Source organism: Streptomyces sp. NPDC021080, from assembly GCF_044333225.1.
Lineage (GTDB): Bacteria > Actinomycetota > Actinomycetes > Streptomycetales > Streptomycetaceae > Streptomyces.
In genome coordinates, this window is sequence record NZ_JBIRQM010000030.1 from 1 (window position 1) to 13,146 (window position 13,146).

At 68.3% G+C, this 13,146-nt stretch carries 10 protein-coding genes and 2 pseudogenes; 5 read left to right on the forward strand and 7 right to left on the reverse strand.

The window, feature by feature from the left end:
- Positions 1-184: 184 nt before the first annotated feature.
- Both ACH4S8_RS42105 and ACH4S8_RS42110 read right to left on the reverse strand, forming a co-directional pair.
- Entirely contained in the window at positions 185-754 is a 570-nt protein-coding gene (locus tag ACH4S8_RS42105) for a hypothetical protein (RefSeq protein ID WP_398404088.1), read from the reverse strand.
- A gap of 733 nt (positions 755-1,487) precedes the next feature.
- A complete protein-coding gene (locus ACH4S8_RS42110; RefSeq protein WP_398404090.1) occupies positions 1,488-3,224 on the reverse strand; it encodes a glycoside hydrolase family 27 protein in 1,737 nt (578 codons plus the stop codon).
- A gap of 462 nt (positions 3,225-3,686) precedes the next feature.
- On the opposite strand from ACH4S8_RS42110, the pseudogene ACH4S8_RS42115 reads away from it, so the two are divergent.
- Both ACH4S8_RS42115 and ACH4S8_RS42120 read left to right on the forward strand, forming a co-directional pair.
- Positions 3,687-4,118 (forward strand): annotated as a pseudogene (locus ACH4S8_RS42115) (IS5/IS1182 family transposase); the annotation flags it as partial.
- Between the two features lie 4 nt (positions 4,119-4,122).
- Positions 4,123-4,536, forward strand: a complete 414-nt coding sequence (locus tag ACH4S8_RS42120) for a hypothetical protein (RefSeq protein WP_398404092.1) — start codon at positions 4,123-4,125, stop codon at positions 4,534-4,536.
- 69 nt (positions 4,537-4,605) lie between these two features.
- Here the strand turns inward: ACH4S8_RS42120 and ACH4S8_RS42125 are convergent, their stop codons facing one another.
- A complete protein-coding gene (locus tag ACH4S8_RS42125; RefSeq protein ID WP_398404094.1) occupies positions 4,606-5,265 on the reverse strand; it encodes a hypothetical protein in 660 nt (219 codons plus the stop codon).
- Positions 5,266-5,764: 499 nt separating this feature from the next.
- Here ACH4S8_RS42125 and ACH4S8_RS42130 point away from each other — a divergent pair, with 499 nt between their 5' ends.
- Complete coding sequence (locus tag ACH4S8_RS42130) at positions 5,765-7,876, forward strand: WD40 repeat domain-containing protein (protein ID WP_398404096.1); 2,112 nt, start codon at positions 5,765-5,767, stop codon at positions 7,874-7,876.
- A gap of 51 nt (positions 7,877-7,927) precedes the next feature.
- Here ACH4S8_RS42130 and ACH4S8_RS42135 read toward each other — a convergent pair.
- Positions 7,928-8,071, reverse strand: a pseudogene (locus ACH4S8_RS42135) (IS5/IS1182 family transposase); the annotation flags it as partial.
- Between the two features lie 70 nt (positions 8,072-8,141).
- On the opposite strand from ACH4S8_RS42135, the gene ACH4S8_RS42140 reads away from it, so the two are divergent.
- Positions 8,142-8,552 carry a hypothetical protein gene (locus tag ACH4S8_RS42140; RefSeq protein WP_398404098.1) on the forward strand — a complete coding sequence of 137 codons (411 nt, stop codon included), beginning with the start codon at positions 8,142-8,144 and terminating at the stop codon, positions 8,550-8,552.
- Between the two features lie 342 nt (positions 8,553-8,894).
- On the opposite strand, the gene ACH4S8_RS42145 is transcribed toward ACH4S8_RS42140, so the two are convergent.
- Complete coding sequence (locus ACH4S8_RS42145) at positions 8,895-9,263, reverse strand: hypothetical protein (protein ID WP_398404100.1); 369 nt, start codon at positions 9,261-9,263, stop codon at positions 8,895-8,897.
- A 336-nt stretch (positions 9,264-9,599) separates the two neighbouring features.
- Positions 9,600-10,376, reverse strand: coding sequence for a hypothetical protein (locus ACH4S8_RS42150; RefSeq protein WP_398404102.1), 777 nt, complete (start codon positions 10,374-10,376; stop codon positions 9,600-9,602).
- Positions 10,377-10,997: 621 nt separating this feature from the next.
- On the opposite strand from ACH4S8_RS42150, the gene ACH4S8_RS42155 reads away from it, so the two are divergent.
- A complete protein-coding gene (locus tag ACH4S8_RS42155) occupies positions 10,998-12,146 on the forward strand; it encodes a lactonase family protein (protein ID WP_398404105.1) in 1,149 nt (382 codons plus the stop codon).
- 173 nt (positions 12,147-12,319) lie between these two features.
- On the opposite strand, the gene ACH4S8_RS42160 is transcribed toward ACH4S8_RS42155, so the two are convergent.
- On the reverse strand, positions 12,320-13,146 hold an 827-nt coding region (locus ACH4S8_RS42160), incomplete at its 5' end, for a phage tail tip lysozyme (protein ID WP_398404107.1).

A 13,146-nucleotide genomic window follows, 5' to 3' on the forward strand; every position in this document is an offset into this window, starting at 1 on the left:
CCGGTCCGCTCATGGCGACGGAGCCTAGCCAGTCAGGACGGCTGCCCCCAACCAATTACTCACCGTGCACGCTTCACGGAACTTGTGCCAGACCCTTGACTCGGCCCCGGCTTCCGGTCTCACGTGGCCCCAGCCGACGATGGGTCGGCGACCTCCTTCACCCCTCGCCACGAGTCACACCACGTCAGGTCGTTGACTGACCGTGGAGGTACTCCTCGAAAGGCATCGAATCCCATTCAGTATTCGCGCCGTCACGCGTCACCATGAACAACGGACGCGATCGCAGGACCTGCCCGACGAGTTGCCCGCGCATGACCACCCCGAAATCATCCGGTACTGCAAAGCCCTCGGGCGTGTAGCGAAAGTACCCGTCCGCTGCCTCGGCATGCGCGATCGTGTCGCTCTCCAGTTCCGACGGGTCCCTTCCGACCAGCGAGATTCCGTCGTGCCGGACCTGGGGACCGTGTACGGCGTCGGCTGCGATGCAGAACAACCCCGCAGCCTGGCTCACGTAGGCCGTGACGGCAGGCGGAGAGGGGGATACCCCGCGACCGATCTCGATCTTCCAAGTCGGCGAGAAGATCGCGTGGTCCGGTGCGCAATCGCTGACCTTCGTCTGGCCGAGAAGCTGGGCCGCCTCGACCACTTCGTCGACGGTCATACCGAACCGGAGCGGTCCGACGCCGACAGCCGGTGCATAGGACCACTCGTCCCGATCGACGACTACGGAATCGGCTTCGGTCTTGAACGCCATGATCGCCCCCTGGAGACAGCTGAAATCTTGCCGCCGCCCATCATGTCAATCACCGACCAGCAGCCCGCCGGGTGCCGCCAGGCGCAAGCTACCCCCGCCGGTCAGAGGCCGCAGTGATCTCAGGTAACACGTCTACGACCCGACCGATCTCGGCGTCGACCAGCACGGTGCCGTAGGTGCAGCTCTTACGGAAGGCGAACTCGTCCACCCCCAGGACCCGCGGCGGACGCGGCCTGCGGCTGGTCGCAGGCCAAACCCGGCTGCTCAGGCTGTCGACGGCGCCGGATGCCACGCCTGCCGTACCGGCAGCCGTAGAGCCTGTAGACGTTGTGCCGGCTGCCGTTGTCCTCGTCCGCGCCCCACACGCTGTCCACGAAGGCCGCGTTGCGAAAGAGCGCGCCGATGCCCCGTACATGGTTCAGGCCGGTGAACAGGACCACGTCTCCCGGGCCCAGGCGCTCCGTCTTCTGGTCCTGACGGCCTGTCCCCGACGACCCCGTCCTCGGCGGTGTCGCCCGAGGACGGGCGGTCGGGGTCCTGGCCGGGCTGGAGGGCTGCCAGGACCGCACGGCCCGGCTCTGCACCCGGCTCGCGGACGACCGGACCCTGGACCCCACCACCCCGGACGACCCCGTACAGATGTCGGCCCGACGGCCCGGATCGCGTTCGTGAGCGCCGGATCCAGGCCGTCGGGCCGCGACCGTGCGAGGGGCATCGGTGCGCCCCGGTTCGTTCAGCTCAGGCGCCACTGCTGGTTGGCGCCGCCATTGCAGTTCCACAGCTCCAGCTGGGTTCCGTCGACGTTTCCGGGCGGCTGGTCGCCGCCGGTGACGTCGAGGCACAGACCTGACTGGACGCCGGTGATCGTGCCGTCGGCGTTCAGGCGCCATTGCTGGTTCGTGCCGCCGTTGCAGGTCCACAGCTCGACCTTGGTGCCCGCGGTGGTCGCAGCGCCGGTGGCGTCCAGGCACTGCGTGCCACCGTACAGGCGCAGTTCACCGGCCGTGGTCAGGGTGGTCTTCTGGTTGGCGCCGCCGTTGCAGTCCCAGATCTCGATCTTCGTGCCAGGCGCGGTCTGGTTGTCGAACGCGTCGAGGCAGCGGCCCGAGGAGGCGCCGACCAGGGCGTGAGTGGTGCCGGTGCTGGTGGCCGAGCCGGTGGACACCCGGAACAGGACGGTGCCGTGGCCGGGCACGGTGGCCGAGATCGCGCCGCTGGTGGTGGTCTTCACATGCGACCACAGGTTGTCGAGGCTGTAGCCGTTGGACGAGGCGGGCAGGCCGACCGCCGACGCGGTGGTGGATACGGTGGCCGCGCCGGAGTTCTCGTTGAACAGCGCCACCGACACGTCGCCGCCCGCCAGCGGCTTGGCGAGGACGTCCAGGCCTCCGGCGGCGGACACCTGCACGCCCTGCTTGCCGAGCGCGTCCTGGTCGACCGCGACGACGTTCCTGTTTCCGAGGATGGAGGCGGTGGCGGCGGAGGAGTTGGGCAGGTCGTTGCCCGTGATCAGCGGGGCGGCCATCTCGGCCCAGAGGCTGAACTCGCTGCGGTCCTCGGTGAACGACATGCCGCCGTTGCCGACCTCCAGCATGTCGGGGTCGTTCCAGCCACCGGGGCCGGCGTACTGCGCCAGCTTGACGTTGGCGTGAAAGATCGACAGCAGGGAGCCATAGCTGTCGTTGATGTCGCCGGTGGTGCGCCACATGTTGCCCACGCCCGCGCCCCAGGTCCACACGTCGTCCACTCCCCATTCGCACAGACTGAACAGGATGGCGCGGCCGCTGCCGGCCAGGGCGTCGCGCATGGTGGTGTCGCGCTGCCGGGCGGAGGTCCCGTCGTCGTTGCAGTTGTCGTACTTGAGCAGGTCCACGCCCCAGGAGGCGAAGCTGTTCGCGTCGGTCTGCTCGTGGCCGAGGCTGCCGGGGTAGCCGGCACAGGTCTTCGTGCCCGCGCTCTCGTAGATGCCCAGCTTCAGGCCCTTGCCGTGCACGTACGCGGCGGTGCCGCTGATGCCGTCCGGGAATTTGGCGGGGTCCGGCACGAGACGGCCGGCGGAGTCGCGGCTGCCGGCCATCCAGCAGTCGTCGATGTCGACATAGGTGTAGCCGGCCGCGGCCAGACCGGAGGACACCAGGTAGTCGGCGACGGCCTCGACCTTCTGCTCGGTGACGTTGCATCCGAACTTGTTCCAGCTGTTCCAGCCCATCGGCGGGGTCAGCGCCAGCCCGTTGGGCAGCGCGCCGGCCTGTGGCGCGGCGCCCATGACCCAGGCGGCTGACGCCGCGAGCAGGGCCAGGACGGTGCCGACCGCGGTACCGGCACGTCTGCCGGCGGACTCACGGCGGCTGTCGGTGCGGGCCGAGTCGTACTCGGGGCCGAGTGCCCGGGGTGTCGGGAGTGTGCGAGGTGCGCGGGAAGTCCGCGGTGTGCGGGCCCTACGGCGCGTGCGGGGCATGTGGAGGCGCACGTTGTCCTTCTTTCGGATGGGGGCTACCCGATGAGCACTCAGACCTGCCGACAGGTGTGAGTGACTCCGCGTCAGGTGCGGGAACAGCCGAAAAAGATGACAAAGACGCATGACGGGTAAGGGTGGAAAGTTTTGGATTCTGTGCGAATGCCGGGCCATACCGTCGCAGTCCACACAGGCTCCGTCAAGGGTTTACACAGCAACCGGGATCGAAACCCGGACGCCGCTTCCCTGACTCGGTTTGGTCTTGCCTGAGTTGGCCGGACCCGGAGGGCGGCGGGCGGGACAGGGGAATTGTCGGGCCGCGACGTCCCCACGTATTCGATCAGGAGTCAGGCGTGCCGTGTCTGCACCGGTGCGGCCCCTGGCTGTGCGCGCCAACTCGGCGAAGCCCGGTGTCGATGCCGATCAGCATCGTCATCGTCATCGTCATCGTCATCGTCATCGACGACGGTGGCGCAGAAGGTGCCGGGCCGCAAGCGTGGCCTGGCGGTGGACGTCCTCGGCCTGCTCATCGCCGTGACCGTGTTGGCCGCCGACGCCCACGACAACGCGTTCGGTATCGCACTCCTCGGCCAGGTCGCCCCCATCGGCACCATCAAGAAGGCACTGGTGGACCAGGGCTTCAAGAAGACCGTCGTCGAGCACGGCACCAAGGTCGGCATCGACGTCGAGATCGTCGAACGCGACCCAACCGACAAGGGCATGGGCTTCGTTCCGCAGGCCAAGAGGTGGATCATGGAGCAGACGCTCGGCATCCTCATGTTGTTCTGCAGGCTCGTGCGGGGCTACGAGAGTAGGCCGAAGTCCTCGGAGTCCAGGGTGCGCTGGGCCATGATCGACGTGATAGCGCGCCGCCTCACCGGCCAGACCACGCCCACCTGGCGCGGGTGACCGCATGGATGACCAGGTCACGCCGCTCTTGGAGCGGATCGACGCACGCGAACGCGAACTCGTCGGCGATGCAGCGCAGATTCGCGCGCAGATGGACGAGCTCACCGCGCGCCTGCGTGAACTCGACGAGGAGATCGAGAGCCTGGCGGTGACCCGTAAGACGCTCCTCGCCCTCCCTCCACCCCCGGAGCCGGCCGAGGAGCCGACCGTCCTGCCGGCCCACCCGGCTTACCAGCAGATCTTTGACGTCTTCGCCGACTCTGATGAACCGATGCGTGCCCGCGACCTGTGCCAGGTGCTGGACCTCCCGCTCAAGCCGAAGAACATCGAGAGCACCCGGCACAAGCTCAAGCGCATGGTCGGTCTGGGCGTCCTCGCCGAGACCGAACCGGGCCTGTTCATCCGGCGCCGCCCGTAGCAGCCCTCCGCTCCGAGCCACCCGTCCCTCACGGCTGCCGCACTTGCCATCCGGCTGACGACGCGATCGTTAGTGGCTCGTCATGCGAAGCCACTGCATCGTTGTGACGAGCTCTTCGCCGAAGTCTTCGCAGAGCGTGAGCAACTCGCGGCCCGTGGACGAGTCGAGTAGCCCTGCGGAATCAGGGAGAACCCCGAGAGCACCGTGGCAGGCGGTTTCGACGGCGAAGTGGCGCGACGCGAAGTAGCCGTCGCTCGCCCGGTCCGCCCGGTCCGCCCGGTCAGCGAGGTACTGGTGGTGTGCTTCCTCCGCGGGGTGGGAGTGGAAGGAGCCCTCGACGAGACCGTCGAGGTAGGTCGCCAGGCCGGCCGAGGCTTCGACCACTCGCTCGACTTCGTCCACGTCAGGCTTGTCCAGCAGCTCGCCGAAGGTCAGCAGGTTGCTGATGGTCTCCAACTGGAAGAGCTCGACCGTGTCCGGGTCGACTTCAGACGTGAAGAGCGGGGCCGTGCACAGCTCGGCGATTGCTCGCCGGTATGCGTCATCCGACTGTTCACCAGGGGGTGATGCCGCCAGTCGGAACAGCGACTCCAGCACAGACCGGTCGATGCCCCACTCCGCAGCCAGTTCGAATACGAGTATCGGCGCGCGCCACCGCCACAGGGCCAGGGCGGCAGCCTGTCGCTGGTGGACGGGCTTCAGGTCCGCCAATCGCTCGATCCGCACCACGTTCTTGAGTCAGCCCTTCTGATCTACCGTCCCGCCCGCCCCGCCTCGCCTCGGGACACTGTAGAAGCCGCCGAAGGACCACGTGACCGCCAGGACGGCGCCTGACCCAACACGGGAATCGGGCATACCGGTTCAGAATGTCCTCTGACATCAGGAGGCGACTCGGTGCGCGGCAGCCTTTCGCTCAGCTCACCCTCCGACCGACGCCCCGTCTGGCCCGACCCGACTCCGCCGGCCCCGCGCAGCAATCTTCGAAACTCGTCGTGCACGAATCGATCGGCCCGAAGATCTGGGCCCCGAGAAGACCGTGCACCTGGCATTCTGGTCGCTCGGGCCACGTCGGCGGGAGTGTGCGTGGAACTGCGTACGGTGCTGCGGGACGTTCCTTCGGGGTGTCCGCCGGACGGTCGACGAGGGTGGCGTGGTTACCATGCCAGTCATGTCTGGCGAACCTCGAAACTGCGGTCCGGAACGTGAAGTTACTGCGGCAGGCGGCCGGTTGACCGATCCTGGATGGCTGGTGCACGGGGACCCGGAGCTGATCCTCGCGGGCCTGGACGGCGCTGCCGGGCAGGAGGAGATGCTGGCGGCCGCTGTGTACCGGACGTCGGGGCATGTGCACCGTGACGCCGGTGCGGGGGTGCGGCGGCAGGTGCTGGCGCTGGACGCCGCCCGGTACGGGAACCGAGAGCTGGCGAGAAGCATCGCCCAGGTCGCGGTCCGCCAAGAGATGGATGACTCCTGGGTCGTGCAGTGGGCGACCGGAAGCGACTTGGACTCCCGGCTGCGGTACGCGTTGCCGGTACCGGCCAAGGTGGGTGTGCTGGCGACCGTGGTCGCGCAGGGCCGTGGTCTGGCTGTCGCCGGTTGCGAGGACGGCACGCTGCACGCGTGGGATCTGGCCACGGGCAGCCGCCTCGGCGAGGCGGTGTCCGCTCATCCCGGCGCCGTACGTGCGCTGGCGACGGCGGTGCTGGACGGTCGTCCCGTCGCTGTCACCTGCGGCTTCGACCGGACCGTTCGGGTATGGGACTTGGCGCGGGAAGAGCTGGTGGGCACGTGCTCCGCCGACGATGACTCCTGGGTGAAATCGCTGGCCGTGGGACTGGTCCAAGGTCGGCCGGTCGTGGTCGGCGCCTGCGTGGACGACGTGGTGAGAGTGTGGGATCTGGCCACCCTCTCCCAGCACAGTGAGCCGTTGACCGTGCGCACCGGTTTTGTGTCCGCTCTGGCGACGGCGGTACTGGACGGCCGTCCTGTCGCTGTCACCAGTCACTCCAAGGAACTCGGGGCGATGGACCTGATCACGGGGGAAGAAACCGTCCGAGTGTGGGACCTGATCACGGGACGGGAGTTCGGCGCCCAGGGCGGCCCTCCCGACGAGCCTCCTGTGTTCGCGGACCAGGAGTACGACAGGACGGTGGAAGGCGACGGGGAGGCAAGGCTCTGCGCCAGTCTGGACCTCAACGCCGCGGCGCATTTTCTGGTGACGGATCCGGCGTCCGAGTGCCCGATGGCCGTCAGCGCCAACGCCTACGAGGTGCACGTCTGGAACCTGGTCACGCGCGAGCAGGTCGGTGAGCCCGTCGCGACCGCGTTCGTGGAAACGGCGGCCGTGAGGATGCTCCACGACCGTCCCGCCGCCCTCCTCGCATACGCCCATGGGCCGGTCGGGGTGTGGGATCTGCCCACCCTCCGGCAGCTGCGGCCATCGCTGACGGGCCACGAGGGGACTGTGCGGGGAGTGGCGACGGCAGTGGTGAACCGGCATCACCTCGCGGTCACCGGTGGCGACGACAGATCGGTCCGGATCTGGGACCTCGACGGTGAAAGGGAGACGGGTAGGGAGACAGGCAGCCGGCCGGCTGGTCATGCCGGCACCGTGACAGGGGTCACCACGGCCGTCGTGAACGGCAGTTGTGTCATCGTCACCGGCGGCTCGGACACGAGGGTGCGGATATGGGACCTCGACGGCAGAGGGCAGCTCGGTGAGCCCCTGACCGGCCACACCGCCGCCGTGGGTCTGCTGACGGCGGGGACGGTGGACGGACGGGCCGTCCTCCTCACGCGCGACGACCGGCACAAGACGGTGCGGATGTGGGACCTGACCACCAGGGAAGAGCTGCACGGACGGTCGACCAGCGAGTACACCAGCTCCTCCATCGAGTTCTTCGCGGCCGTCGATGGCCGCTTCGTCGGGGTGACCGGGGAAGGCCGTGTCTGGGACCTGACCGCGAGCCGATGGATCGGAGTGCAGCCGCGGCAACGAGGCGCCCTGGCCCTGGAGACGCTCGAGGGCCGCAACGTCCTTCTCACCAGCCACAAGGCCGAAGGAGTCCACCTCTGGGACCTGGCCACGGGCGAACTGCTGGCACCGCCGCTGACGGGACACACCAGTGAGGTGCGTGCGGGGGCGACCGGCACGCTGGATGGTCGCCCTGTCGTCGTTGCCGGCGGCGACCGAACCGTGTGGATGTGGGACGCAAACACAGGGCAGCAAATCGGCGCGTACGCCTTTCCTTCCCGTATCAAGAGGCTGACGATGGCGCCCGACGGGCGGCTGGTGGCCGGTTTCGGCACGGATATAGCGGTCCTGACCCATCGCCGCTGAGAGGGTGTTCTCTCCTGTCGTTTCATCCCTGATCGCCCGATTGGGGCTGGTTCAGGTGCCGCGTCGGCTCGGGGCGGATTCCGCGGTCAGGCGTCGCGTCATGAGGTTGATCATCGCGAGGTGGACCATGGCTTCGGAGCGATGTGGCTTGGCCTCGTAGTCGCGTACCAGTCGGCGGTGGTTCATGCGCCTCCCAGGCCACACGCACCCCGACTACGTCGAGCCTCGAGAATTCGGATACGCGCGGCAGGGAAGGCAGGACCGTATGCCCGCTGAGGAGACCGGTCGGCGCGCCCCTGAGCCGCGGCGGGACCTGGTGCAGCGCTCGGCACCGTTCCTGCCCCCCGGAAGCGAGATCCGGCAGGTGTTCATCTGCCAGAGCGCGCCGAACTTCTGGTTCTTCGTCATCACTTATCTCACCGGCCTGACGATGTTCTGGAACAAGTACCGGTGCTTGGCGGTCACCCAGGACGCCATCTACGTGTTGGACAGCGGCAAGCTGTCCGGCGGCGCCAGTCCACGGCGCCTGGCGGGCACGATGCCACGCCATACCCGACTTGGTCCGGTCTCCGGCCGATGGGGGCAGGTGAACCTATTGGGCGAGCGCCATTGGGTACACAGGCGCTTCCACGACCAGATCACCGCCGCAGACCGGGAGACCGGCTTCACCCCGTAGGCCACGGCCTCGGACGGCGACCTGCTGAAATGGTCTGCCGCGATCACCTCGGGCAGCCGCGAGCACCGAATTCCGCATCGCCCGCGGCGGACCACGATTGGATTGGCTCGCCGCATTCGCTGCCTGCCCGGCGGAGTTGCTCCGAGTTCTGCGTCGTACGCCCGAAAGACGATCCCCATCGGCTGGGGCCCACGCCTCAGGCCCGTGGGTGACTGGTGCCCTGCATGTGGAACAGGTCGTCGAGGCCGACCGGTTCGGCGAGGGCGGCGGGAGTGCGTGCCCGCGGCCGACCGGGCGCCCTCCTCCCGGGTGGGCGGGGCCGTGGTCGTGCCCCTCGGGTTTTCATCGTCTCCGGAGCTGGAGCGTGATCGATGTGGTGATCCCGACCTTGACACCCGGGCCGGGATTGCTGGAGACGACGGTCCAGGCGCCCAGCCCGCTGCCCGGGTCGGTCATCACGTCATGTCCGTCGGGCGCGACGGCCTGGATGTTGCCGAAGCACTTGAGGTCCGTGCCGAGCGGGTCGAACGGTTGGCCCTGGATGTCGGGCATGGGTTGGGGCCAGTCCTGTGCCCGGCAGCGCGCGTCGACGCTGTCGGCTGCGTACGAGGGCGAGGGCTTGGGATGCTCGGACTGTGAGGCGCTGCCGCACGCTCCGAGGACGGAGACGAGCAGGGCGGTGACGGCGACGTTGGCGGCACGGCGTTGCATGGCGGATTCCCCTCTGCGCGAGCTGGCTAGTTGATCGGTCCGGTCCGGTGTCCGGCGCACCGGATCATCCAGCCGGCCTGCGAGAGGTTCGCGTCGGGCCCGCGGTCCGCGGGCCTTGGGGCCGAGGCGCCGTTGGCGCGTACGGCTCTGCCTTGTCGCTGAGCTGCCGAGCCGCAGCGGGCGGGCTCGGTCGCGAGGCGGACGCCGGTGGTTCTTGCGTGCATGGTCCCCCCAAGGACGGTTTGGGCGCCGTCATTGTGGCGCCTGCGTGACTTGGAGTGAATGATCACGAACGCTTCGTGTCGTAGCTGTGACCCGCGAAAGCGCGAAATGCCTTCACACCGCGGATGCTGCGGGTGTCGGGCTCTCGGCCCGCAGTCGGCGCCAGACCGCTCGGGGGCAACGGCCCTTGGGGCGGTCGTCGGTGAAATCCCGGTAGGGAACTCTGAGCGGTTGAAGGCCGATCTCGACCCAGTGGTCCTTGCCGGAGGTGTGGTCCCAACCGTCGTTGGGCATGCGGATGTGGTCGTCGCGGTGGTCTTTGTTCTGACTGGTGATCTTGAGGACCTCCGCGTGGTGGGGGCGGCTCCTCATGACCAGGCAGTAGCGTTCCTTGCTGCCCTCGTTGTCCCGGAACGGAACCACGGCGTGCCAGATCTCGCCCGGACCCGGGCGACGGCTTCCCGAGGGGAGACCGCGGTCGTCCCACCGGCGCACCGCCACCAGGCACAGGTACGCGGTGAGCCCGGCGGCACCGCACTGCGCCATCGCCCGGCCGGTCCACTCGGGCGCGTCGAACTGTGCCGCGGCCCAGTGGGCGGCGACCTGACCGAGCACGAGCACCGCCGCGGTGCGAGCGAGGAGGGCCCAGCGGGCGCAGGGCCGCCGGCGGCTCGCGAACAGGGCCACGCCCAGAGCCACGACGACGGGTATGCCGTAGACGACCGCGTACTGCACCGGGCCCCGCACGTGCAGCGGCGGCTCCTGCGACGCCATCAGGTCGGGGAGGGTGAGCGGCAGTGCCAGGCCATAGCCGACGGCGATCCACACGTTCAGTAGCAGATAGCTCTTGACGGCCATGACCAGGCACGACGTGTTGGTGCGACGGGTCACCGGATCCCTTCTTCCTCTGCATGGAGTGACGAATTATGCAGGCGGCCACAGCCGTGCCGGGCGCAAAGCAGAGGTTGCGGGACGGACGGCGATCCGGGTGCTATAGGTCTGCGGATGCCGCGGCTCGGTGTCGGCAGCCGTCTCTCAACCTCGAATGAAGTGAAGGGCGTTGCCGCGGTGGCGCCAGAGGACGGGCGAGAGGTTTGAGATCAACGACCGTCACTTCGGGGTCACCCCGCCCAGCCGCGGCCTGGCCGGTCGAACCACTTCCCGGTCGCCTCCGACAACATCGCTCCCGCGCCGCTGGTGACCATGCTTGTCCGACGACGCCTCCCGGCCCCGGCCCGTTGACAGGCTTCCCGGACGCCCTTCACTCCGGCGAGCTGCGCGGCAGCGCCGAACTGCAGCACCTCCAAGATTTATGACAAAGCATCACATACCGTGTCGGCGAGGAACAGTGGTGGCTCACGCACGGGGGCGCTGCCTGCCTGGCGTGCGCGCCCACCGCTGCCCTCGTCCATGTCGTCTCCGCTCGCGGCCACGGTGCCCGAATCTGGCTCCACCAGAGACGCAGGCCTCCAGCGAGACGTCGATCCCGGTCCCTCGTGGAGGCAGAACATCGTGCAGAAGATCACTCGTCTCGGCATGGCCGTCGCAACCGTGCTCGCCACAGCAGCCCTGTGCACCCCGTCCGTGTCCGCCGCGGCGCACGGCGGCAACGGACACGACCGCGGCGGCCACCATGTGCTCTTCGTCCAGACCGACAACCCAGCAGGTAACCAGATCATCGCCTACCGGCGTGCGGAGAACGGGCGACTGACCCAGGCCAGGACCTACGACACGCACGGTCTCGGGGGCGTGCTGGCCGGCTCGGTCGCCGACCACCTCGCCTCGCAGGGCTCCCTGACCTACGACCCGCGCCACGCCCTGCTGTATGCCGTCAACGCCGGCAGCGACACCGTCTCCGTGTTCTCCGTGGACGGCGACCGCCTGGCGCTGCGCCAGGTCATCGGCTCCGGCGGCCGTTTCCCGGTGAGCATCGCCGTGCATGACGACGACGTGTACGTGCTCAACGCCCTGAACGGCGGTTCGATCCAGGGCTACACGATCCACCACGGCCGCCTGCACAAGGAGGCCGGACGAAAGCGCGCCCTGGGTCTCGACCCGAACGCCACGCCTCAGTTCACCAACACCCCGGGGCAGGTGGGCTTCACCGGCGACGGTTCTCAGCTCGTCGTCACCACCAAGGCGAACGGCAGCAACCTCCTGGTGTTCAACCTGAACCGCAACGGTGCACCGGCCCATTCCCCTGTCACCACGAACCTGCCGGGCGCCGTGCCCTTCGCCTTCGTCCCCAACGGCCGCCACGGCCTGTTCCTGGCCGAGGCCGGAACGAACGCCGTCGCGACGTTCACCATCCACCGCGACGGCACCGCATCGCAGGAGGCCTTCGCGGCCACGGGCCAGTCGGCCACCTGCTGGATCGTCGCCACCCGCGACCTGCTCTACGCCTCCAACGCGGGCAGCTCCACCCTCAGCGGCTTCCGCGCCTCCGACCACGGCCGCCGGCTGACCCTCCTGGGCAACACGCCCACCGACCCTGGCACCGTCGATGCCGCGACCTCCCCGGACGGGCACTATCTCTACGCCCAAACCGGGGTCAACGGCATCGTCGACGAGTTCGCGGTCAACCATGACGGCTCACTCACCCGGCTGGGCTCCCGGACCGTGCCGGGCGGCGTCGGCGGCGAAGGCATCGTCGCCCTCTGACCGGCCACCCGCACGATCTTCGCCGCGGACACTGGCCGACGACCCGCGCGATTGACGTCCTCCCCGGCCTGAAGGTCGGGGAGGATGTCAAAGAGGAGGGCGACGTGCCACCGAATTGCAAACCTCCCGGCGAGATCTTCGACATGCCGGAGGCGCGGCAGGCGGTCGCGGACTCACGGATGAACAGCGCGATAAGCGTTGAGGGCGCGTTTCGCCGGGAGCCGTCGCTGCGCGAATACCTGTTGGACACGCTGGTCCGAGCGGGGCAGCTTCGTCCCGCCTTGGAGAATGGCCCCTGGAACCTCGAAGTTGTATACGACCTCGTCGCAGGCCTCGTTGACTGTCACCGTGGACCTCGTCAGGAGAGCCTGAACCCCGCTGAAGCCGGTTCGCAGTTCATTCGCCAGGTAGTCAACCTGGCCATCCATGTTGAAGACTGCGCGCGCCCCAAGCCCGTCCCCGCCGAACGGGTGCGTGAATAGCCTGGCGCGCCGGGCGGAAGACGTCCACTGCGCCAGGCCGATGCCTGGAAGAGCAGGTCCCACATGGTGGGCCGCACTCCGGTTCATGATGTCGTCTGCCGTGTGGTTGACCACGGTGCCGCCGAAGTTCTTCGATCGCATAGGGGTGCTCTCAGCACTTCCCTCGACACGGTTGGGGATCACACCGGACTCAGCCACGAGGTTGCCTACAATCCCCGCTGCTCCGTTAACGGGGTATGCATAGCGTTCGACCAGGCGTTCCATTACGTAGAGAAGACGCCGGTCGAGATTGAGTCGCTCCCAGTGCGAGACCTGGCTCCAGTTGACGGTGGCGTCGAGGTTCTCCTGGAATTCGGCCGGGAGCGCAGTCCAGAACTTAGCAATCTCTACAGGACCAACGTCCACAGTGTCGTTGCCGATGTTGTACCGCACGTACCGGTCCGCCTTGAAGAAGTACGCATGCCCGTCTCCCCAGTTGACGGCAGCGTCAAGGTCCTCCTGGAATTCGGCCGGGAGCG